Source organism: Anaerocolumna sp. AGMB13025 (assembly GCF_029689925.1).
GTDB lineage: Bacteria > Bacillota > Clostridia > Lachnospirales > Lachnospiraceae > Anaerocolumna.
In genome coordinates, this window is sequence record NZ_CP121445.1 from 6,094,134 (window position 1) to 6,114,946 (window position 20,813).

Sequence of the window (20,813 nt, forward strand, 5' to 3'; positions counted from 1 at the left end):
GGCAATCATTGAGTGATTGCCTGTCATATTTTTATAGTATAGTTCAATACTTTAACATCTACTTAACTGATTCAGTCCATGGTTATAACGAATATTGAATTAACCGATCTTACTTCTAGATTTTCCTTTTCGATTTTTAACATAACTATATATATCTTCTTAGTTTCTTGTTTCCTACTAAATTTACATATAGTATTGATTTCTTGTTAGCTACTTTATTTACATACAGTATTGATTTATCGTTTGCCACTTCATTTACATACAGTATTGATTTATCGTTTGCCACTTCATTTACATACAGTATTGATTTATCGTTTGCTACTTTTTTTACATACAGTATTGATTTGTTTTTCTTTCCTTATTATATTACTTTACTTAACGAATACATTCAGCACAACAATGGCTGCAACATACAAAACCAGTACAAGATATGCCATAATATCCCGGGAAGCATATTTAAGCGGCTTCATCTTGGTACGTCCTTCACCTCCGCGGTAACACCGGGCTTCCATGGCCATAGCTAAGTCATTGGCGCGGCGGAAGGCGGAGACAAATAAGGGAACTAAAAGGGGAATCAGGCTTTTAGCTCTTTTCATTAATCCTCCGGTTTCAAAGTCGGCTCCTCTTGCCATCTGGGCTTTCATGATTTTGTCCGTTTCCTCCATCAATATCGGTATAAACCGGAGGGCTATGGACATCATCATGGATATTTCATGTACCGGCACTTTGATTTTATTGAGGGGACGCATTACACTCTCTAAACCATCGGTCAAATGGTTTGGTGTTGTAGTAAATGTCATAAGGGAAGAACCTAATATTAAGAATATAAGGCGGATACCCATTAAAACGCAGGACCGAATACCTTCCATTGTTATTTTCAAAATACCCCAGTGGAATACCACTTTACCCGGAGTTAAAAATAAATTAAAGACAACGGTAAATAGTAAGAGCATAATAATCGGCCTTAATCCCCGAACGATGAATTTAACGGGTACTTTTGATACTTGTATGATGCAAGCCAGAAAAAGAGCTGCAAGTAAATATCCGAAGTTATTCCGGAATGTAAACAATGATACAATATACAGGATTGTGCCAATTAGTTTCACTCTGGGATCCAATCTGTGGAGAATGGAATCTGCCGGATAGTATTGTCCTATGGTAATGTCTCTGATCATTTTTATCTTCCTTCTTTATTAAAGCTTATGTTTTAAGGCCTTCAGGATCTCTTCTTTGGCTTCTTCCACCGTAGTAGCGGAAGTATTTACAGAAAATCCTCTTACTTTTAGTTCATTCATAACATAAGTAACCTGGGGTGCGGCAAGACCCATGTCCTCTAATTCTTTATAATGTTTGAACACATTGTGGGGAGTATCGTTAAAAACAACTGCACCTTTATTCATTACAACCAGCCGGTTAGCGTACTTTGCCACATCCTCCATGCTATGGGATACTAAGATTATGGTAATGTTGCTTTCCCTGTGGAGCTTTGCAATCTGATCTAATATCTCATCTCTACCTTTGGGATCTAGTCCTGCTGTGGGTTCGTCCAAGATCAACAGTTCCGGTTTCATTGCCAATACACCTGCTATGGCAACTCTTCTTTTCTGCCCGCCGGATAATTCAAAAGGAGAGGCATCCAGAATATCATCTCCTAGTCCTACCATTTTAATGGCATCATAAGTCCTTAAGTCAATTTCTAATTGTTCGAGACCCAAATTCTTTGGTCCAAAACTCACATCTTTATAAACGGTGGTCTCAAATAATTGGTGTTCGGGATATTGAAATACCAGTCCGACTTTACTGCGCAGGCTTTTCATGTCATAATTTTTTTCATAAATATCCTGTCCTTTAAAATAGATGGTTCCGCTGGTTGCTTTCATCAGTCCGTTTAAATGCTGTGTTAACGTGGATTTTCCAGAACCGGTGTGCCCGATTAACCCAATAAAATCTCCTTCGTCAATTACCAGGTTAACATCTTTTAACGCCTGTTTTTCATAAGCATTGCCCGGGCTATATATATAATTTAATTTGTCGATAACCATTAACATAATAACCTCCCTGCAGCATGTTACGTTACTGCACTTTTTTCATCTCTAAGCAATGTTGCTTATTGCTTCTACCAGTTCAGAGACAGTAAGTATCCCTTTGGGAATCTTCAGTCCATTTTTTCTTAGTTCAAAAGCTAATTCCGTTACTTGGGGTACTGCCAAACGGTATTGCTTTAATTCTTCTACTCTGGAAAAGATTTCTCTGGGAGTTCCCTGCATTACGACTTTTCCCTGATCCATTACAATGACGTTATCTGCATGAATAACCTCTTCCATATAATGAGTGATTAATAATACCGTTACTTTCTCACGTTTATTCAGTTCCATAACAGTCTGAATAACTTCCTTGCGTCCAATGGGATCTAGCATGGCAGTGGGTTCATCCAAAACGATGCATTCCGGTTTCATTGCCATGATTCCTGCTATGGCAACTCTTTGTTTTTGTCCGCCGGATAGTTTATTCGGTGAATGTGTACGGTACTCAAGCATGCCTACTGCACGTAAACTTTCTTCTACCCGTTTCCAGATCTCTTCCGTGGGTACACCCAGGTTTTCAGCACCAAAACCAACATCCTCTTCCACTACTGTAGCGATGATCTGGTTGTCCGGATTTTGAAATACCATACCGGCAGTCTGACGTATATCCCATATCTTATCTTCGTTTTTCGTATCCATTCCGTTTACCCAGACGGTTCCTTCTGTTGGGGTAAGTATGGCATTGATATGTTTCGCCATAGTGGATTTCCCTGATCCATTATGGCCTAAGATAGCCACAAATTCGCCTTTTTTAACTTCTATATCTACGTTATCTATGGCGCGGTTTATCGACTCCACATTACCGTCTTCATCCCGTCTTATATATTCAAAAATTAAATTTTTAGCATTTATCATTCCCATGATTATGACCTTCTTTATTGTTTGGTTTTTACTATTTCAGCCATTAAACTACTTTTACTTATAAATTGCAATTTTTACTTATAAATTACTACTTTAGCTTTCTACATTGTAAAGTATAATATAAATATTTGCAACGTATTTTTATGATTTATAACACTGATTCTGTCCAATTATTATCGTTTATCTCCTGCCTAAAACATCTATAATAATGGCATAATACGTCAGGGATTCGAACAAAACACGTAAACTGTGTTTTATCACTACAAACCTCTTATTTCTGTAATAATGCATTCAAAAAATACATGGCTTAATTAGGTTCTAAGACTTTTATCCTTCGCTTCTTTGACTATTTTCCAGGGTATTATAATATTAGAGTATAGGAATATTATGTCGAAAGTTCTTTTGTTGAATAATGTTATATTGCATTGTGTTTGACATTTATTAAATAGCCAGTTTGAATATATACGTGACATTTGTTGAATAGCCAGTTTGAATATATACTTGACACTTATTGTATAACCAGTTTGAATATATACTTGACATTTATTGAATAGCCAGTTTGAATATATACTTGACACTTATTAAATAGCCAATTTGAGTATATGCTTGACACTTATTGAATAACCAGTTTCAATATATGCTTGATATTTATTAAATGGCTAGTTTCAATGTAATTTGTTTACACACCTTTTGAAATTTGTAATGAATTTTTAAGATTTTTGGATTTGACTTTTCTTAAATATAGTAATATAGTAACTTTAGGTATTATAATCCATCTTTATTAACTATTAATATACTTAATATAATAATCAGATTTGCATTGGGCTCTGGAAATAAACTGTTTTTATTGGATTTTTCCCTATCGCTATTACATATTTTTTTATATGATTATAGTTTAATGATGCTCGGCTTAAGTTATTAATATAATTACACTTCGTTATTGGCACATTCTTGATATTGATACACTTTTTATTTTAGTATATTTTTATTATTAATATACTTAGATTTTAGTATGCTTTTGATATATATTCTTACAAACGTAGAAAGGATAAGTAATAATATGAGTGATAAGAAAAAAGAAATTCTGGATTGGGTCAAGGTTATACTGGCAGCAGTCGCAATCTCGTTTATTTTAAATAACTTCGTGATTGTTAATGCACAGGTTCCTACCGGTTCCATGGAGAACACAGTTATGACGAAGGACCGGGTTTTTGCTAATCGGCTTTCTTATTTGTTTAATGATCCACAACGAGGCGATATTGTCGTGTTCCCATTTCCAGATGATGAAAGTGTCAACTATCTAAAGCGTATAATTGGTCTTCCCGGTGATACGGTTGAAATCAAAGATGGCAAAGTATACATAAATAATAGTAAAGAACCTTTAAAAGAGGATTATCTCAAAGAAAAACCTACCGGTTCTTATGGTCCTTACAAAGTTCCGGCGGATTCCTATTTTATGATGGGTGATAATCGAAATATCTCTTTAGACTCAAGATTTTGGAATCATCCTTTTGTTAAAAAGGAAAAAATATTAGGTAAGGTGGTTTTACGCTATTATCCTTCGATTAAGGTATTAAAGTAAAACTTCTTATATTGCCATACATAATGCTGGAATAATCTTACGGTCTAATTAAATACTGATTTTACAGAAACTTGGAATAGTTATTTTCTATATTCCAAGTTTTATTTTTTCTTTTTTGATTACAAATGACTTTATGCATAATATCCAAATTATTTTTCAATTCATGGTTTACATTAATTTCATACCATAACTTTCTCATAAAACTAACTTACTACTATAAAATTAAAATTATTAGCCAGTTCATCTTTCCATCTATTGATACTATTTGAACTATGTTCTAGCGAAATGCAGAAAAGGTTACCTGGCAGTATATAGCACTAAAAGTATTTGCTGTAAGGAAGTTTAATCTTATAAATTATTTTATTTAGTCTAAAAGAAGCTGCTTCAATCAACTTGAAACAGCTCCTTTTCATAAACAATTATATGAATAAATAATTACAATTACAAAAGTAAAATTACACTAATTCGATTAATACTTCCATAGCTGCATCGCCTTTACGAGGTCCAATCTTTACGATTCTTGTGTAACCACCGTTACGGCTTACATACTTAGGCGCGATTTCATCAAATAATTTTTCTGTTACATCAACAGTTTTGGTGTTTTTCTTCTTACCAGCTGCTTCTGTAGGTACTTCTGTTACGGAATAAAGGAATTTTAACATTTGTCTTCTTGCATGAAGGCGGGTTGCACTATCTTTTTTGATTGTTTTTTCAACATCATCATATACTGTAACCTTTTTACCGTTAACAACTTCTTTTACTTTATTACCGTCTTTATCTTTACGAGCTACTTTCGCTTTTACTGTAACAGTTTCGAAATTATCTTTTTCTTTTACAGCTAAAGCTATCATACCTTCAGCGATTCTGCGGATTTCCTTTGCTTTCGCTTCGGTAGTAATTATTTTACCATTGTATAATAAATTTGTTACTTGGTTTCTAAGCAACGCTTTCCTTTGGTTGGATGTTCTTCCAAGTTTTCTATAGCCTGCCATTTTTTTCCCTCCTTTAACTTCTGTTTTTAGTCATCGCTTACATTAAGTGATAAGCCAAGCTCTTTCAGCTTTGCAAGTACTTCTTCTAATGACTTACGACCAAGATTTCTAACCTTCATCATATCTTCAGAAGTTTTATTCGTTAATTCTTCAACCGTATTAATTCCGGCTCTCTTCAGACAATTATAAGAACGAACGGATAATTCCAATTCGTCAATATTCATTTCCAGAACTTTTTCTTTCTCATTATCTTCTTTTTCAACCATAATTTCAGCGGTTTTAGCATTTTCGGATAAATCGATAAATGAATTAAGATGTTCACTTAAAACCTTAGCAGCTAAACTAACAGCTTCATCAGGAGCTAAAGTTCCGTTGGTATATACGTCTAGTGTAAGTTTATCAAAATCTGTTATTTGACCAACACGGGTATTCTCAACAGTTAAATTAACGCGTTCAACAGGAGTATAGATAGAATCAATTGGAATAACTCCAATTGGTAAATCATCATTCTTGTTCTTATCCGCACTAATATATCCTCTGCCCTTTGTAATGGTTATCTCCATATACAGTTTGCTGTCGTTGCCGCCGTTTAATGTTGCAATCGGCAATTCAGGGTTAAGCACCTCAATATCAGGGTCAGCCTGGATATCTCCGGCTGTTACAACACCTTCACCTTCAAATTCTATATAAGCCGTCTTCGGTTCATTTGTCTCACTGGTATTTTTGATTGCTAAACTCTTTAAGTTCATGATGATTTCAGTAACATCCTCTTTAACGCCAGGAATTGCACTGAATTCATGAACAACGCCATCAATCTTAACTTGACTGACTGCAGCACCGGGTAAGGATGAAAGCATAATTCTTCTCAAAGAATTACCCAAGGTTGTACCGTATCCTCGTTCCAAAGGTTCTACTACAAAACGTCCAAATTTTTTATCTTCAGAAATTTCTGCAATTTCAATTTTTGGTTTTTCGAAATCAAACACAATAGGACCCTCCTTATGGGTTATTATGATACGATTAATGATTACTTAGAATACAACTCGACGATAAGCATTTCATTTACCGGAACATCGATTTGGTCTCTTGAAGGAATCTCTTTTACTGTGCCGCTAAGCGCTTCGTGATTTGCTTCAAGCCAAGCTGGGGTTGTTCTTCCAGCTGTCACTTCTAATACATCTTTATATCTTTGAGCGCTCTTGAATTTTTCTTTGATTTCAATAACGTCACCTGCTTTTACTACGTAAGAAGGAATATTGATGCATTTTCCATTTACTAATACATGTTTATGATCAACGATCTGTCTAGCTTCACTTCTGGTTCTACCGAAACCTAAACGGAATATAACATTATCCAGTCTAAGTTCAAGAAGGATCATAAGATTTTCACCGGTTGTACCGTATTTCATTTTCTTTGCTTTATCAAAATTGTTTCTGAAAGGTTTTTCCAGAATACCATAGATAAATTTAGCCTTTTGTTTTTCTCTTAACTGTGTACCATACTCGCTTAATTTCTTGCCGGCTCTTGAAGAAGTTCTGTTAGACTTCTTATCAATACCTAAGTATGCAGGTTCCAGACCAAGTGATCTGCATTTCTTTAAAACAGGACCCATGTCTCTTGCCATTGTTATTTACCTCCTATTAGACTCTTCTGCGTTTCGGAGGTCTACATCCGTTGTGAGGAACCGGAGTGACATCCTTAATACTGGTTACTTCAATACCGCAAGCTTGAAGTGCACGAATTGCTGCTTCTCTTCCTGAACCTGGGCCTTTTACCATAACATCAACTGATCTTAAACCATGTACTAACGCTGCTTTAGCTGCTGTTTCTGCTGCCATCTGAGCTGCATAGGGAGTAGACTTTCTGGAACCTCTAAATCCTAATCCGCCAGCACTAGCCCATGAAAGAGCATTGCCTTCTGCATCGGTCAGAGTAACAATTGTATTATTAAAAGATGACTGGATATGTGCCTGTCCACGATCGACGTTCTTCTTGACACGTTTCTTAGTCACTTTTTTTGCTATCTTTTTAGCCATTTAACAAACCCTCCTATTGGATTTTTTAACTACTTAATTAATTCGTGACGATTTGGTCACGGCAGATTATATTACTTCTTCTTATTTGCAACTGTACGCTTAGGTCCTTTTCTGGTTCTAGCGTTTGTCTTAGTTTTCTGTCCACGAACAGGAAGACCTTTTCTATGACGGATTCCTCTGTAGCATCCAATTTCTTGAAGTCTCTTAATATTAAGGGCGATTTCTCTTCTTAAATCACCTTCAACCTGCTGGGTTGCATCAATTATATCACGAATTCTAGCTACTTCTTCGTCTGTTAAATCTCTGACACGTGTGTCCGGATTAACGTTAGCTTCTTTTAAAATACGGTTTGAACTTACTCTACCAATACCATATATATAAGTAAGACCGATTTCTACACGTTTCTCTCTTGGTAAATCTACACCACTGATACGAGCCATGTGCGTATTACACCTCCGTTGGATTTTAATAAGAGTGAAGTCATTTAGTATCATATAAAACTAATTGCTTTATATGGTGAAATGTATACTATAATCCGTCACCCCTGGATTAAATGTTTCTTTCATATAACATATTTTAGATAAAATACAATGAACAACTCTTCCAAGTGTTTCATTGCACAGCCGCTTTAAATTGTGACAAGCAAAGGGATACCCTTACCTGCTGAAATCATAATAATGATATGAAACGGGCGCGATGCGCCATCGTCTGATTCCAAAGCAATTTAACTAAACTGCCCACAATATCACAACTGCAAAAATGCAGATTGTAACACAAAAAGCAAGAACTAGATTATATAGAACAATAAAAGACTGCCGTCAAACAGCCAACTCTTCTATTGAATATTAGCCTTGTCTTTGTTTGTGTCTGGGATTTTCACAGATTACTCTGATACTTCCCTTTCTTTTAATAATCTTACACTTTTCGCAGATTGGTTTTACTGATGACCTTACTTTCACAGTAATTCACTCCTTTCAAAAAAAGTCCGTCTATCATTATAACACTGTTATAATAATATATCAAGTAATATTTTCATATTTATTTACTTGAAATTTATCGAAATTATTTGTCACGCCAAATAATTCTGCCTTTAGTTAAATCATATGGAGATAATTCCAGGGTAACTTTATCGCCTGGTACTATTTTAATGAAATTCATACGCAGCTTTCCGCTGATATGTGCTAATACTCTATGTCCGTTCTCTAATTCTACCTGAAACATTGCATTGGGTAATTTTTCGATTACGGTTCCTTCGATTTCTACTACATCTGATTTTGACACTATGTCACCTCCATGATTTGAAGAAATTTAGTTATCTTTTATTCCTTCACTCATCATCATTACCTACTAACTATGACTACATTTTTTTGTTTTATAGAGCTTTATGGCTCTTTTCACATCTTCATTGATTATCTTCTCTTGATTCGCATATCTTTGTGACAGCTTTTCATCTGTATATTGAATAGATTGGATATGCTTTCGTTTCTTTTTCTTGGGTTTTTCCAACGTTCTGTTTTTGCCGTCCATCAAATAAACATATTCAGAATCTGATTTAAGTATGACAAAAACTTCACCTTTGTCATGGCCAGCCTTGGATACTGCTATATTGCCGAATTCATATAACGACATATCGGATCTCCACTTAATTATAGTTACCTGTTCCCGGATTGACGCATTGACTACGGCGCCGGTACTAAGGAGTTGAAAAATCAGTTTAAACTGACCGTTATTACGTATTGCGGTTATAACCGTATCGATAAAATCTCCGGTTCACCTTCCGTAATAAGAATGGTATTCTCATAATGTGCTGATAAGGAGCCATCCTCAGAAACTACGGTCCAATCATCGTCTTCCCAGTATACATCATACCTGCCGGCGTTAACCATTGGTTCAATCGCTAATGTCATTCCGGGCTCTAAGCGGATACCTCTTCTTTTTTGTCTGAAATTCGGTATCTGGGGCTCTTCATGCAAATCTTTACCGATTCCATGACCTACCAGATCCCTGACTACTGAAAAACCAAAAGATTCTACATAATCTTGAATTGCAGCAGAGATTTCATATAGATGATTGCCAGCTTTTGCACATTTAATACCTTCATAGAAGCTTTGTTTTGTTACCTCGATAAGCTTTTGGGCTTCTTCGGTAATTTCTCCGATTGCCCAGGTTCTTGCTGCATCGGATTGAAAGCCTTTATGAATAACACCTGCATCCAAACTGACAATATCGCCGTCTCTTAAAAATGTACTCTTATTCGGTATGCCATGTACTACCTGCTCATTAAGGGATACACAAATGGAAGCAGGATAACCATTATAGTTTAAAAAGGATGGTATACACCCATAGCTTCTGATCAGCTCATCTGCTTTTTTGTCAATATCCAGGGTAGATATGCCGGGCTTAAGATATTTTTCAAGCTCTTCATGTACAATAGCCAGGATGTTGCCAGCTTCACGCATTAATTCAATTTCTCTCTCTGATTTAATAATAACTGACATAATCTCTCCCATGCATTGATATTCCTTGCATATCAATGTATTACAATTCATACACCTATGGATTTTATTGTTCCAAAACGCTTACGATTGCTTTAAATACCTCAGCCATGTCCTTCGTTCCGTCAACTTCCACTAAGACACCCTGATTCTTATAGAAATCAATTAAAGGCTGGGTTTGTTCATGATATACCTTTAATCTCTTTAATACAGTCTCAGGCTTATCATCATCTCGTAATACCAGCTCAGAGCCGCATACATCGCAGATGCCTTCAACCTTAGTAGGTATATGTTCCAAATGATAAGTTGCTCCACAGTTTAAGCATGCCCTGCGTCCAGACATACGATCAACAATGTTGGAATCCGGCACTTCCACATTAACAGCAAAATCAATTTTTTCATTGATTGCTTTCAGTGCAGTATCAAGTGCTTCTGCCTGTGGTATGGTTCTTGGAAAACCATCAAAAACATAACCATTCACGCAATCATCCTGTTTTACTCTGTCTACTACAAGGTCAACTACTAATTCATCAGGAACCAGTAATCCCTGATCCATATAAGACTTTGCTTTATTACCAAGCTCCGTACCATTCTTAATGTTAGCTCTGAAGATATCTCCTGTTGATATATGCGGAACTGTATATTTTTCAGCTATTCTTTTTGCCTGTGTGCCTTTACCTGCGCCAGGTGCGCCTAACATAATTATTTTCATTATTTACACCACTGCATACCTTAAAACTATCTGCAGTACTGCCACGAATATTAAGGAGTGAAAGAACCAAAACGTGGCATCCTTCCTGACTTTATTTTCTTTCACCATAAATCCTCTGCTTACATAAGTAAGCAGACCCTTCAAACTGATTTATATGCATAATACCTGTTCTAATGTTCAAAAACATAATAAGTCATCATAATGACCGGAATAAAGGATTAAGCACAGAACCCATAACTAAAAACGTTTCATTTTAACCTGCTGATAATGATTAGGATATTAAAGAATGTTATGATACCTTCAAATGCCCTAATATCTATATCCTTTGTACAGTAAAATCCGGCTAAATATTCTTGAATTACTTATAAAAACCCAGAATAAGCCAAGCGTTTTTCAAAAATGTATAATCTGCAAATGGCGGAGCAGGGGCTCCGCCTTCGCAAATTTCATTATGTCTGTTAATCGTTTAAAAATCCTTTATAATGACGTACTAGCATCTGTGATTCAATCTGCTTGATTGTATCAAGAACAACACCTACGATAATGATTAAGGATGTTCCGCCGAACGATACATCTGCACCAAAAGCTCCTGAAAAGAAAATAGGAATAACTGCTACAATGGTAAGACCAACAGCACCTATAAAAATGATATGGTTAAGAACTTTTGTCAAATATTCAGTCGTTGGCTTTCCTGGGCGGATACCCGGGATAAAACCACCCTGCTTCTTCATATTATTCGATACTTCAATTGGATTAAATGTAATGGAAGTATAGAAATAAGCAAAGAAAATTACTAATACAATATAAATCAATAATCCGATTGAATATTTGAATTCGCCTATACTTTTAAAATTTAACCAGGTATTCTGGTTTAATAAGTACAATACTTTAGGCCAAAAATATGCTCTTGCCGGACTTACACCAAAAAATGATGAAATAACGATCGGAAATTGCAGTAATGAACCTGCAAAGATTACCGGTATAACACCGGCTGTATTTACTTTCAAAGGAATATGGGAAGACTGACCGCCTACCATTTTCCTTCCCTGTACTTTCTTTGCATATTGTACTGGTATTCTTCTCTGGGCATTCTGTAACAATACAATGAAAGCTACTACCGTAACAATAACCACAAGGATTATAACAGCTCCGATAAGACCATTCATTACATTGGAAGCACCAGCTACAAATTTTCTATAAAGGTTTGTAATATCACTTGGCATTCTTGCAATGATATTAATTAAAAGGATAATTGAGATACCATTTCCAACGCCTTTTTCTGTAATTCTTTCGCCTAACCACATTAAGAACGCAGAACCAGCAGTTAAGGATGCTACGATGATGACAACATTCGTAAATGTGGTGCCACCTTCTAACAAGCCTGAACTTCCGAAACCGATTGCCATAGCAATAGATTCGATTAAAGATAAACCAATTGTCACGTAACGGGTAAACTCTGCAATTTTCTTTCTACCGTCTTCTCCTTCTTTCTGAAGTTCCTCGAGCTTTGGAATCGCTATGGTAAGGAGCTGCATAATAATGGAGGAAGTAATATATGGAGTAATATTTAATGCAAAAATTGACATTCTTGTAAAAGAACCACCTGTTAAAGTATCAAAGAATCCTAAAGAAGTCTGAGTTCCAATCCACTGTGCGAAGTATTCTCGATCGATACGTGGTACAGGAAGTTGAGAGCCAAGTCTAACTAAAATCAGTGCTATAAAAGTAAACACTAATTTGCTTCTTATATCTTTAATCTTAAAAGCATTTCGGAACGTTTTAAACATATCCTAAATCACCTCAGCATTTCCACCAAGAGCTTTGATCTTTTCGATTGCACTTTCACTGAATGCATTCACTTTAACATCAAGCTTTTTGGTAAGTTCTCCATTTCCTAGAATCTTAACACCATCTTTGGGGTTATTGATGATACCAATTTCCATTAATGACTCAACGGTAACAACGGCGCCATCTTCAAATCTGTTTAATCTGTCTACATTAACTGCAATGATTTCTTTTGTATTTCTGTTTGTAAAACCTCTTTTAGGTAAAGTTCTGATAAAAGGGGTCTGACCACCTTCAAAACCTACTCTGGGTGCGCCAGAACGGGCTTTCTGTCCTTTATGACCCTTACCTGCGGTTTTACCATTTCCTGAACCATGTCCGCGTCCTCTTCTAAAATTATCACTGTGTTTAGAGCCGTCAGCTGGTCTTAATTCTGATAAATTCATCGATTACACCTCCTTACTTGTTTCGTAATTATATCTCTTCAACCTTTACTAAATGTCTTACCTGGTTTACCATGCCTCTGATTGCTGCATTATCCGGCAATTCAACAGTCTTATTCGGTTTTTTAAGTCCTAATGCTGCAACTGTTAATTTATGCTTAGGGATTGAACCAATTGTAGATTTTACTAAAGTTATTTTTAATTTACCTGCCATTTTAAAGTCCTCCTAACCTAACATATCTTCTACAGAAATACCGCGAAGCTTAGCTACTTCCTCAGGAGTCTTTAACTGACTTAATCCATCAATTGTAGCGAGAACTACGTTTTGTTTATTGTTAGAACCCAGTGACTTGGTACGGATATTCTTAAACCCTGCAAGTTCAAGAACATTACGCGCAGGACCTCCTGCGATAACACCGGTACCTTCTGGGGAACGCTTAAGTAATACAGTTGCGCTTCCGAATTTACCAATGTAGTCATGTGGCACACTGCCATTCTCATCGATAGGAAGGGTAATTAATTTCTTCATTGCGTCTTCTTTTCCCTTACGAATAGCTTCCGGAATTTCTGCTGCTTTTCCTAAACCTGCACCAACGTGTCCATTTTTGTCACCAACTACTACTAAAGCTGTAAATCTGAAATTACGTCCACCTTTAACTACTTTAGTAACACGCTTGATTGATACTACTTTATCTTCTAATTCGCCTAGTTGACTAGCATCAACGATTGTACGTTTCATGTGTTTTCCTCCTTGCTTAGAATTCCAGACCAGCTTCTCTGGCTGCATCTGCTAATGCTTTTACCTTTCCTTGATATATGAAACCGCCTCGATCAAAGACAACTGCTGTAATACCTTTTTCCAATGCTTTTTTTGCAATTACAGTACCTAAATATGCTGCTGCAGCCACATCGTTTGTTTTCTCGAGTTCAGCCTTAACATCCTTTTGAAGTGTAGAAGCTGATACTAAAGTATTACCAACTGTATCGTCAATAATTTGAGCGTACATATGATTATTACTTCTAAACACAGCTAAACGTGGTCTTTCAGGAGTTCCGGTGAAACGATTACGTAATTTTCTATGTTTATTTACACGAACTTCAGATCTTGATTCTTTACTAACCATTGTATTTCACCTCCAATTATTTCTTACCAGTCTTACCAACTTTACGTCTGATAACTTCATCAGCATATTTAATACCTTTACCTTTATAAGGTTCCGGTCTCTTCTTATCTCTGATTTCGGCAGCGTATTGGCCAACTTTTTCTTTATCAATACCTTTTACTGTAATCTTGTTCTGTCCTTCTAATACTGTTTCAACGCCTTCCGGATCAGTCATTACTACTGGATGAGAATATCCTAAAGTTAAAGTTAATTCTTTACCGGCTTTTGCTGCTCTATAACCAACACCGTTGATTTCAAGCACTTTTTCATAACCAGCTGTAACACCGGTTACCATATTAGCGATTAAGGTTCTTGTAAGACCATGTAAGGATTTCATCTTCTTTAATTCACTTGGTCTGGTTACTATGATTTCAGAACCTTCTAATTTAATTATCATTTCAGTAGGTAACACTCTGGAGAGTGTTCCTTTCGGTCCTTTTACAGATACTTTATTATTTTCTGCTATATCTACAGTTACGCCTGCTGGTACAGCGATAGGCATTCTTCCTATACGTGACATGCCCGCACCTCCTATGATTTGTTATAGGTCTTCTTGTATTCCATTCTTCTTAACTACCAGATGAATGCTAATACCTCTCCGCCTACGTTAAGCTTTCTAGCTTCTTTATCAGTAACAACACCTTTGTTCGTGGATATAATAGCTACACCAAGACCTCCAAGTACTTTTGGAAGCTCTTCCTTGTTAGCATATACACGAAGACCTGGCTTAGAGATTCTCTTAAGACCTGTAATAATCTTAACATTTTTATCTTTACCATATTTTAATGTGATATGGATGGTTTTAAAATTATCTACTTCTTCAATATCATATTTTTTGATATAACCTTCCTTAAGAAGAATATCAGCAATTGCTGTCTTCATCTTTGAAGCAGGTATATCTACTGTATCATGTTTTGCAGTACTTGCATTACGGATTCTTGTAAGCATATCTGCAATAGGATCACTCATTGTCATGTCATTTGCCTCCTTCCTTGTTTCCTACCAGCTTGCCTTCTTAACACCTGGTATTTGTCCTTTATAAGCTAATTCACGGAAGCAGATTCTGCAAATTCCGTATTTTCTTAAATATGCATGTGGACGACCACAGATTCTGCAACGATTGTACTCTTGTGTTGAAAACTTAGCTGTACGCTGTTGCTTAATCTTCATAGACGTTTTAGCCATGGAATTCCCTCCTAACTATTTTTTGAATGGCATACCGAATAATGTCAATAATTCACGAGCTTCTTCATCTGTTTTAGCTGTGGTTACGAAGATAATATCCATTCCTCTAACCTTATCAATTTTGTCGTATTCGATTTCAGGGAAAATAACCTGCTCTTTGATACCAAGTGAGTAATTTCCTCTGCCGTCAAATGCATTGCCATTAACACCTCTAAAGTCACGTACACGAGGTAAAGCCAAGTTAATAAGACGATCTGCAAATTCATACATTTTATCGCCTCTAAGGGTTACTTTACATCCGATAGGCATGCCTTCTCTGATTTTAAAGTTAGCAACAGACTTCTTAGCTTTTGTTACAACAGCTTTCTGTCCTGCTATGATTTCCATATCCTTAACAGCCGCATCTAAAAGCTTGGAGTTATCCTTCGCTTCACCAACACCCATGTTAATTACGATTTTATTTAATTTAGGTACTTCCATAACATTCTTATATCCGAACTTTTTAGTCATACCATCAATAATTTCATTCAAATAAGTTTCTTTTAATCTAGTCAACTTATGAGACCTCCTCTCTTAGAATTAGTCGATTACTTCGCCAGTTGATTTTGCGATACGTACTTTTTCAGTGCCTTTTTTACCTTCTTTGGTAGTAAAACCAATTCTGGTAACTTTGCCCTTATGAACGTACATAACGTTTGAAATATCAATCGGTGATTCCTGGTGGATTATTCCACCCTTTGGATTAGACTGGCTGGCTTTGCTATGCTTAGTAACCATATTTATGCCTTCCACTAATACCTTGCTGTCCATAACAGCAATAACTTTGCCTTCTTTGCCTTTATCTTTACCGGTTACAACTTTAACGTTATCACCTTTTTTGATTTTAATTGTAGACACAGCCGACACCTCCTTATAATACTTCTGGTGCTAATGAAACGATTTTCATGAATTGTTTTTCTCTTAATTCTCTTGCTACTGGTCCAAAAATACGTGTTCCTTTTGGATTCTTATCTTCTTTTATGATTACAGCTGCGTTCTCATCGAATTTGATATAAGATCCATCTTTACGACGGGCTCCTTTTACGCTACGAACTACAACAGCTTTTACAACGTCACCTTTTTTAACAACACCACCTGGTGTTGCATCTTTAACAGACGCAACGATGATATCGCCGATACCAGCATATCTTCTAGTTGATCCGCCTAAAACACGGATGCAGAGTAATTCTTTTGCGCCGGTATTGTCAGCAACTCTAAGTCTTGATTCTTGTTGTATCATGACCTTACTCCTTTCAGCACAGCTTATTTCGCTTTTTCAATAATTTCAACAAGTCTCCATCTCTTATCTTTGGATAAAGGTCTTGTTTCCATAACTTTTACTCTATCGCCAATACCACACTCATTATTTTCATCATGAGCCTTTAATTTGTAAGTTCTTTTAACAATTTTGTTATATAAAGGATGTTTCACATGGTCAATAACTGCTACTGTGATTGTCTTATCCATTTTGTCACTTACTACTTTACCGGTACGAACTTTTCTAAGATTTCTTTCCACAACAAATTCTCCTTTCCTAACTTAAGATCCCGTGATTAGTTAGAAGCCTTAGCTTTTTCAGAAATCACTGTTTGAATTCTTGCAATATTCTTTCTAACATCTTTAATTCTGCTAGTATTATCTAACTGGTTTGTTGCGTTTTGGAACCTTAAATTAAAAAGTTCCTTTTTAGCAGCTACTAATTCTTCGTTTAATTCTGCTGCAGATTTTACCTTTAAATCTTCTACATATTTATTAGTTTTCACTGCCCGCACCTCCTTCTAAGTCTGCGCGAGAAACTACTTTACACTTAACCGGTAATTTATGCATAGCAAGACGTAATGCTTCTCTGGCTAACTCTTCAGAAACACCTGAAATTTCAAACATTACACGTCCTGGCTTTACAACAGCTACCCAGTATTCTAATGAGCCCTTACCGGAACCCATACGAGTTTCAGCTGGTTTCGTTGTTACAGGTTTATCAGGGAATATTTTAATCCAAACTTTACCACCACGTTTGATATAACGAGTCATCGCAATACGGGCAGCTTCGATTTGGTTAGATTTAATCCAAGCTGGTTCTAATGATACCAGACCAAATTCGCCGTTAGAGATTGTATTACCTCTTAATGCTTTTCCTGCCATGGAGCCACGGAATTGTTTACGGCGTTTTACTCTTTTTGGCATTAACATTATTTATCGCTCCCTTCCTTTTTTGCCTTTGTTGGAAGTACTTCACCCTGGTAAATCCAAACTTTAACGCCTAATTTACCATAAGTGGTATCTGCTTCTGCAAATCCATAATCAATATCCGCACGTAAGGTCTGTAACGGAATAGTTCCTTCACTATAGAATTCAGTACGAGCCATATCAGCACCGCCAAGACGTCCAGCAACCGCAGCTTTAATTCCTTTTGCGCCAGCTTTCATAGTTCTTGACATAGTTGACTTCATTGCTCTTCTGAAAGAAATACGGTTTTCAAGTTGAGCGGCAATATTTTCAGCTACTAATTGAGCGTTCATATCCGGTTTCTTGATTTCTTTGATATCTACCATTAATTTCTTGGTAGTAAATCTTTGAATATCTGTTTTTAATTTTTCAATTTCCGCTCCGCCTTTACCAATTACTACACCAGGTTTAGCAGTGAAAATGATAACCTTTAAACGATCGGATGCGCGTTCGATTTCAATCTTAGAAACACCTGCGCTGTATAATTTCTTTTTCAGATATGTTCTGATATTGTAGTCTTCTACTAAGTTATCTGCAAAATCAGCTTCAGCATACCATCTTGAGTCCCAGTCACTAATAACTCCGACTCTCAAGCCATGAGGATTAACTTTCTGTCCCATTACCTGCCTCCTTATCTTTCATTTAGTACAACAGTGATATGACTTAATCTCTTTAAGATTCTGTAAGCCCTGCCCTGTGCCCTAGGTCTGATTCTCTTCATAGTAGGTGCCTGATTTGCGTAGCACTCTTGAATATATAATTTTGATACGTCCATGCCATTATTATTCTCAGCATTAGCAATAGCTGACTTTAATACTTTCTCTATTACAGTTGATGCATATCTTGGATTATAAGCTAAGATACCAAGAGCTGTTGTGGCATCTTTACCGCGAATGGCATCTAAAACGAAACAAGCCTTTTGTACAGACACTCTTGTAAAAGAAACTTTTGCCTTCGGTCTGGTGTCTTTATTCTCATTTCTTTCTCTCTTAATCTGCGATCTATGTCCTTTCGCCATGGATGAAACCTCCTTTCAATACCATTACTTTCTATCTCTTTGTCTTCTTTTCGTCTTTTCCATGTCCTCTATAGGTTCTAGTTGCTACAAACTCACCAAGTTTGTGTCCAACCATATCTTCTGTTACATATACAGGCACATGTCTTCTTCCGTCATGGACTGCAATTGTATGTCCAACCATCTGAGGGAAAATAGTAGAACGACGTGACCAAGTTTTGATTACAGACTTGTCACCTGCTTTGTTCATAGTATCTATTTTCTTTAATAAATGATCATCAGCAAATGGTCCTTTTTTTAATGAACGAGCCATAGGTTTAACCTCCTTAATTATTTAACAGTTTTACCGTCTCTTCTTCTTACGATCAGTTTGTTAGACTTCTTGTTGGTCTTTCTTGTCTTTAAGCCAAGAGCAGGTTTACCCCAAGGTGTAACAGGACCTGGACGACCAATACCAGTCTTACCTTCACCACCACCATGAGGATGGTCATTCGGGTTCATTACGGAACCGCGGACAGTAGGTCTGATACCCATATGACGTTTACGACCGGCTTTACCAATGTTAATTAATTCGTGATCAATATTACCAACCTGACCAATTGTCGCACGGCAGATGATAGGAACTAATCTCATTTCACCTGAAGGCAAACGAAGTGTAGCATATTTTCCTTCTTTCGCCATTAACTGTGCAGCGTTACCAGCGGAACGAACTAACTGTCCACCTTTGCCAGGATATAATTCAATGTTGTGTACCTGAGTACCAACTGGAATGTTTTGAAGCGGTAAGCAGTTACCTACTCTGACTTCTGCAGTTTCACCATTCATGATTACTGTTCCAACGGTAAGTCCGTTCGGAGCAAGAATGTATGATTTTTCACCATCTGCATAGCAGATAAGAGCGATGTTGGCTGTTCTGTTCGGATCGTATTCGATTGTCTTTACAGTTGCAGGTACACCATCTTTCTTTCTCTTAAAATCTACTAATCTATATTTTCTTCTAGAGCCGCCGCCCTGATGTCTTACAGTAATTTTTCCTTGATTGTTACGACCAGCATTTTTATTAATGGATACTACTAAGGATTTCTCCGGGGTAGTTGTTGTGATTTCATTGAAATCAGATGCAGTCATATGTCTTCTGGAAGGTGTATATGGGTTAAACTTTTTGATTCCCATCTTTTGCACTCCTTTCGAGCAGTTATTTTATTCTGTTATCGGCGAATAAACACCATAATTTATTTGTAACTCTTAACTACAGACCTGCAAAAATTTCGATTTCTGCACTGTCTTCTGTTAACTGAACGATTGCTTTTTTCACAGCTGAAGTTTTACCGGTTGTATTTCCACGTCTGCGGTTTTTACCGTCTAAGTTCATTGTGTTAACACGTACAACCTTTGTTCCCTGGAACATTTTTTCTACAGCTTCTTTGATCTGGTTCTTTGTTGCATCCGGATGAACTGAAAATGTATATTTCTTCTCGCTCATGGAGTTCATACTTTTTTCAGTAATAATCGGTTTGAGTATAACATCATAATATTTTAAATCTGCCATTATGCGTACACCTCCTCAATCTTTGCCACTGCATCCTTAGTTAATACTAAAGTATCATATTTTAAAATGTCATATACATTAATGGAGTTAGGTAATGCAGTCCTGATGGAAGGAATGTTTTTAGCAGAAAGAATTACATTATCATTCTTTTCCCCAACAACTACTAATGCCTTATTTACTTTTAAGTTACCAAGTACTGCAGCCATTTTCTTTGTTTTGATTTCGTCAAAACTAAGGTCTTCAAGTACTACAATTTTTTCAGCAGCTACTCTGGAAGTTAAAGCTGATTTTAATGCGATTCTTTTTTCCTTCTTGTTTAACTTAAAGGAATAATCTCTTGGCTTTGGAGCAAATACAACGCCGCCACCTTTCCATTGAGGTGCTCTGGTTGAACCCTGTCTTGCATGACCAGTTCCTTTTTGTCTCCAGGGTTTCTTTCCGCCGCCGCTTACTTCCGCACGGGTTTTAGCGCTTTGTGTTCCCTGACGTTTATTAGCAAGTTGCTGAACAACTGCTAAATGAACTAAATGTTCATTAACTTCTACTCCGAAGATAGCATCGTTTAATTCGATAGAACCAACGGCTTTGCCATCCATATTATAAACAGATACGTTTGCCATCTGTGTGTTCCTCCTTTCTCAAAGCT

Annotated in this window: 34 protein-coding genes; 1 reads left to right on the plus strand and 33 read right to left on the minus strand. The window is 36.5% G+C overall.

The window, feature by feature from the left end; genetic code table 11:
* Positions 1-371 precede the first annotated feature (371 nt).
* From QA584_RS25320 to QA584_RS25330, 3 genes are read right to left on the minus strand one after another with little or no spacing between them, the layout of a single operon-like run.
* A complete protein-coding gene (locus QA584_RS25320; RefSeq protein WP_278271884.1) occupies positions 372-1,175 on the minus strand; it encodes an energy-coupling factor transporter transmembrane component T family protein in 804 nt (267 codons plus the stop codon).
* A gap of 18 nt (positions 1,176-1,193) precedes the next feature.
* Positions 1,194-2,048: an energy-coupling factor transporter ATPase gene (locus QA584_RS25325; RefSeq protein WP_278271885.1), complete on the minus strand. Its 855-nt coding sequence runs from the start codon at positions 2,046-2,048 to the stop codon at positions 1,194-1,196.
* A gap of 45 nt (positions 2,049-2,093) precedes the next feature.
* Positions 2,094-2,945 (minus strand): energy-coupling factor transporter ATPase, encoded by an 852-nt coding sequence (locus QA584_RS25330; RefSeq protein WP_278271886.1) that lies wholly within the window; start codon positions 2,943-2,945, stop codon positions 2,094-2,096.
* A gap of 1,060 nt (positions 2,946-4,005) precedes the next feature.
* Here QA584_RS25330 and lepB point away from each other — a divergent pair.
* Positions 4,006-4,527 (plus strand): signal peptidase I, encoded by a 522-nt coding sequence (lepB, locus tag QA584_RS25335; protein ID WP_278271887.1) that lies wholly within the window; start codon positions 4,006-4,008, stop codon positions 4,525-4,527.
* Between the two features lie 455 nt (positions 4,528-4,982).
* Here lepB and QA584_RS25340 read toward each other — a convergent pair whose 3' ends face one another.
* The 30 genes from QA584_RS25340 to rplD form a co-directional block, all read right to left on the minus strand.
* Positions 4,983-5,519, minus strand: a complete 537-nt coding sequence (locus tag QA584_RS25340) for a bL17 family ribosomal protein (RefSeq protein ID WP_278271888.1) — start codon at positions 5,517-5,519, stop codon at positions 4,983-4,985.
* Positions 5,520-5,545: 26 nt separating this feature from the next.
* On the minus strand, positions 5,546-6,505 hold the full coding sequence (locus QA584_RS25345; protein ID WP_278271889.1) for a DNA-directed RNA polymerase subunit alpha: 960 nt from the start codon (positions 6,503-6,505) through the stop codon (positions 5,546-5,548).
* 41 nt (positions 6,506-6,546) lie between these two features.
* Entirely contained in the window at positions 6,547-7,143 is a 597-nt protein-coding gene (gene rpsD, locus QA584_RS25350; RefSeq protein WP_278271890.1) for a 30S ribosomal protein S4, read from the minus strand.
* Positions 7,144-7,159: 16 nt separating this feature from the next.
* Complete coding sequence (gene rpsK / locus QA584_RS25355) at positions 7,160-7,555, minus strand: 30S ribosomal protein S11 (protein WP_185256919.1); 396 nt, start codon at positions 7,553-7,555, stop codon at positions 7,160-7,162.
* A gap of 71 nt (positions 7,556-7,626) precedes the next feature.
* Positions 7,627-7,995 (minus strand): 30S ribosomal protein S13, encoded by a 369-nt coding sequence (gene rpsM / locus QA584_RS25360; RefSeq protein WP_161837437.1) that lies wholly within the window; start codon positions 7,993-7,995, stop codon positions 7,627-7,629.
* Positions 7,996-8,400: 405 nt separating this feature from the next.
* Complete coding sequence (gene rpmJ / locus QA584_RS25365; RefSeq protein WP_073285411.1) at positions 8,401-8,514, minus strand: 50S ribosomal protein L36; 114 nt, start codon at positions 8,512-8,514, stop codon at positions 8,401-8,403.
* Positions 8,515-8,617: 103 nt separating this feature from the next.
* Complete coding sequence (infA, locus tag QA584_RS25370; RefSeq protein WP_033168705.1) at positions 8,618-8,836, minus strand: translation initiation factor IF-1; 219 nt, start codon at positions 8,834-8,836, stop codon at positions 8,618-8,620.
* A gap of 66 nt (positions 8,837-8,902) precedes the next feature.
* Positions 8,903-9,184 (minus strand): hypothetical protein, encoded by a 282-nt coding sequence (locus QA584_RS25375; RefSeq protein WP_278271891.1) that lies wholly within the window; start codon positions 9,182-9,184, stop codon positions 8,903-8,905.
* 113 nt (positions 9,185-9,297) lie between these two features.
* Positions 9,298-10,053: a type I methionyl aminopeptidase gene (gene map, locus QA584_RS25380; RefSeq protein WP_278271892.1), complete on the minus strand. Its 756-nt coding sequence runs from the start codon at positions 10,051-10,053 to the stop codon at positions 9,298-9,300.
* A 64-nt stretch (positions 10,054-10,117) separates the two neighbouring features.
* Complete coding sequence (locus QA584_RS25385; protein WP_278271893.1) at positions 10,118-10,762, minus strand: adenylate kinase; 645 nt, start codon at positions 10,760-10,762, stop codon at positions 10,118-10,120.
* A 458-nt stretch (positions 10,763-11,220) separates the two neighbouring features.
* On the minus strand, positions 11,221-12,549 hold the full coding sequence (gene secY, locus QA584_RS25390) for a preprotein translocase subunit SecY (protein ID WP_278271894.1): 1,329 nt from the start codon (positions 12,547-12,549) through the stop codon (positions 11,221-11,223).
* Positions 12,550-12,552: 3 nt separating this feature from the next.
* A complete protein-coding gene (rplO, locus tag QA584_RS25395) occupies positions 12,553-12,993 on the minus strand; it encodes a 50S ribosomal protein L15 (protein ID WP_278271895.1) in 441 nt (146 codons plus the stop codon).
* 28 nt (positions 12,994-13,021) lie between these two features.
* Positions 13,022-13,204 carry a 50S ribosomal protein L30 gene (rpmD, locus tag QA584_RS25400; protein ID WP_278271896.1) on the minus strand — a complete coding sequence of 61 codons (183 nt, stop codon included), beginning with the start codon at positions 13,202-13,204 and terminating at the stop codon, positions 13,022-13,024.
* Positions 13,205-13,216: 12 nt separating this feature from the next.
* Positions 13,217-13,729 carry a 30S ribosomal protein S5 gene (gene rpsE / locus QA584_RS25405; protein ID WP_278271897.1) on the minus strand — a complete coding sequence of 171 codons (513 nt, stop codon included), beginning with the start codon at positions 13,727-13,729 and terminating at the stop codon, positions 13,217-13,219.
* 16 nt (positions 13,730-13,745) lie between these two features.
* A complete protein-coding gene (rplR, locus tag QA584_RS25410; protein ID WP_161837432.1) occupies positions 13,746-14,114 on the minus strand; it encodes a 50S ribosomal protein L18 in 369 nt (122 codons plus the stop codon).
* A gap of 16 nt (positions 14,115-14,130) precedes the next feature.
* The gene (rplF, locus tag QA584_RS25415) at positions 14,131-14,673 is read right to left on the minus strand and encodes a 50S ribosomal protein L6 (RefSeq protein ID WP_278271898.1); all 543 of its coding nucleotides are present in this window, start codon (positions 14,671-14,673) and stop codon (positions 14,131-14,133) included.
* A gap of 53 nt (positions 14,674-14,726) precedes the next feature.
* Positions 14,727-15,128 (minus strand): 30S ribosomal protein S8, encoded by a 402-nt coding sequence (gene rpsH / locus QA584_RS25420; protein WP_278271899.1) that lies wholly within the window; start codon positions 15,126-15,128, stop codon positions 14,727-14,729.
* 24 nt (positions 15,129-15,152) lie between these two features.
* Positions 15,153-15,338 (minus strand): type Z 30S ribosomal protein S14, encoded by a 186-nt coding sequence (locus tag QA584_RS25425; protein ID WP_278271900.1) that lies wholly within the window; start codon positions 15,336-15,338, stop codon positions 15,153-15,155.
* A 15-nt stretch (positions 15,339-15,353) separates the two neighbouring features.
* Positions 15,354-15,893 carry a 50S ribosomal protein L5 gene (gene rplE / locus QA584_RS25430; RefSeq protein WP_278271901.1) on the minus strand — a complete coding sequence of 180 codons (540 nt, stop codon included), beginning with the start codon at positions 15,891-15,893 and terminating at the stop codon, positions 15,354-15,356.
* Positions 15,894-15,917: 24 nt separating this feature from the next.
* Positions 15,918-16,235: a 50S ribosomal protein L24 gene (gene rplX, locus QA584_RS25435; protein ID WP_278271902.1), complete on the minus strand. Its 318-nt coding sequence runs from the start codon at positions 16,233-16,235 to the stop codon at positions 15,918-15,920.
* Positions 16,236-16,248: 13 nt separating this feature from the next.
* A complete protein-coding gene (rplN, locus tag QA584_RS25440; RefSeq protein WP_278271903.1) occupies positions 16,249-16,617 on the minus strand; it encodes a 50S ribosomal protein L14 in 369 nt (122 codons plus the stop codon).
* Positions 16,618-16,640: 23 nt separating this feature from the next.
* The gene (rpsQ, locus tag QA584_RS25445; RefSeq protein WP_033169004.1) at positions 16,641-16,895 is read right to left on the minus strand and encodes a 30S ribosomal protein S17; all 255 of its coding nucleotides are present in this window, start codon (positions 16,893-16,895) and stop codon (positions 16,641-16,643) included.
* 35 nt (positions 16,896-16,930) lie between these two features.
* Positions 16,931-17,140, minus strand: a complete 210-nt coding sequence (gene rpmC / locus QA584_RS25450; RefSeq protein WP_278271904.1) for a 50S ribosomal protein L29 — start codon at positions 17,138-17,140, stop codon at positions 16,931-16,933.
* Positions 17,130-17,567, minus strand: coding sequence for a 50S ribosomal protein L16 (gene rplP, locus QA584_RS25455; RefSeq protein ID WP_278271905.1), 438 nt, complete (start codon positions 17,565-17,567; stop codon positions 17,130-17,132). The genes rpmC and rplP overlap by 11 nt, the downstream gene beginning before the upstream one ends.
* Entirely contained in the window at positions 17,567-18,223 is a 657-nt protein-coding gene (gene rpsC / locus QA584_RS25460) for a 30S ribosomal protein S3 (protein ID WP_278271906.1), read from the minus strand. Before rpsC ends, rplP begins: the two co-directional genes overlap by 1 nt.
* Before the next feature lie 11 nt (positions 18,224-18,234).
* Entirely contained in the window at positions 18,235-18,621 is a 387-nt protein-coding gene (rplV, locus tag QA584_RS25465) for a 50S ribosomal protein L22 (RefSeq protein ID WP_278271907.1), read from the minus strand.
* A gap of 31 nt (positions 18,622-18,652) precedes the next feature.
* The gene (rpsS, locus tag QA584_RS25470; protein WP_278271908.1) at positions 18,653-18,931 is read right to left on the minus strand and encodes a 30S ribosomal protein S19; all 279 of its coding nucleotides are present in this window, start codon (positions 18,929-18,931) and stop codon (positions 18,653-18,655) included.
* Between the two features lie 17 nt (positions 18,932-18,948).
* Positions 18,949-19,791 (minus strand): 50S ribosomal protein L2, encoded by an 843-nt coding sequence (gene rplB, locus QA584_RS25475; protein ID WP_278271909.1) that lies wholly within the window; start codon positions 19,789-19,791, stop codon positions 18,949-18,951.
* Between the two features lie 76 nt (positions 19,792-19,867).
* Positions 19,868-20,167 carry a 50S ribosomal protein L23 gene (gene rplW, locus QA584_RS25480; RefSeq protein ID WP_278271910.1) on the minus strand — a complete coding sequence of 100 codons (300 nt, stop codon included), beginning with the start codon at positions 20,165-20,167 and terminating at the stop codon, positions 19,868-19,870.
* Positions 20,167-20,787, minus strand: a complete 621-nt coding sequence (gene rplD / locus QA584_RS25485; RefSeq protein ID WP_278271911.1) for a 50S ribosomal protein L4 — start codon at positions 20,785-20,787, stop codon at positions 20,167-20,169. Before rplD ends, rplW begins: the two co-directional genes overlap by 1 nt.
* Positions 20,788-20,813 lie beyond the last annotated feature (26 nt).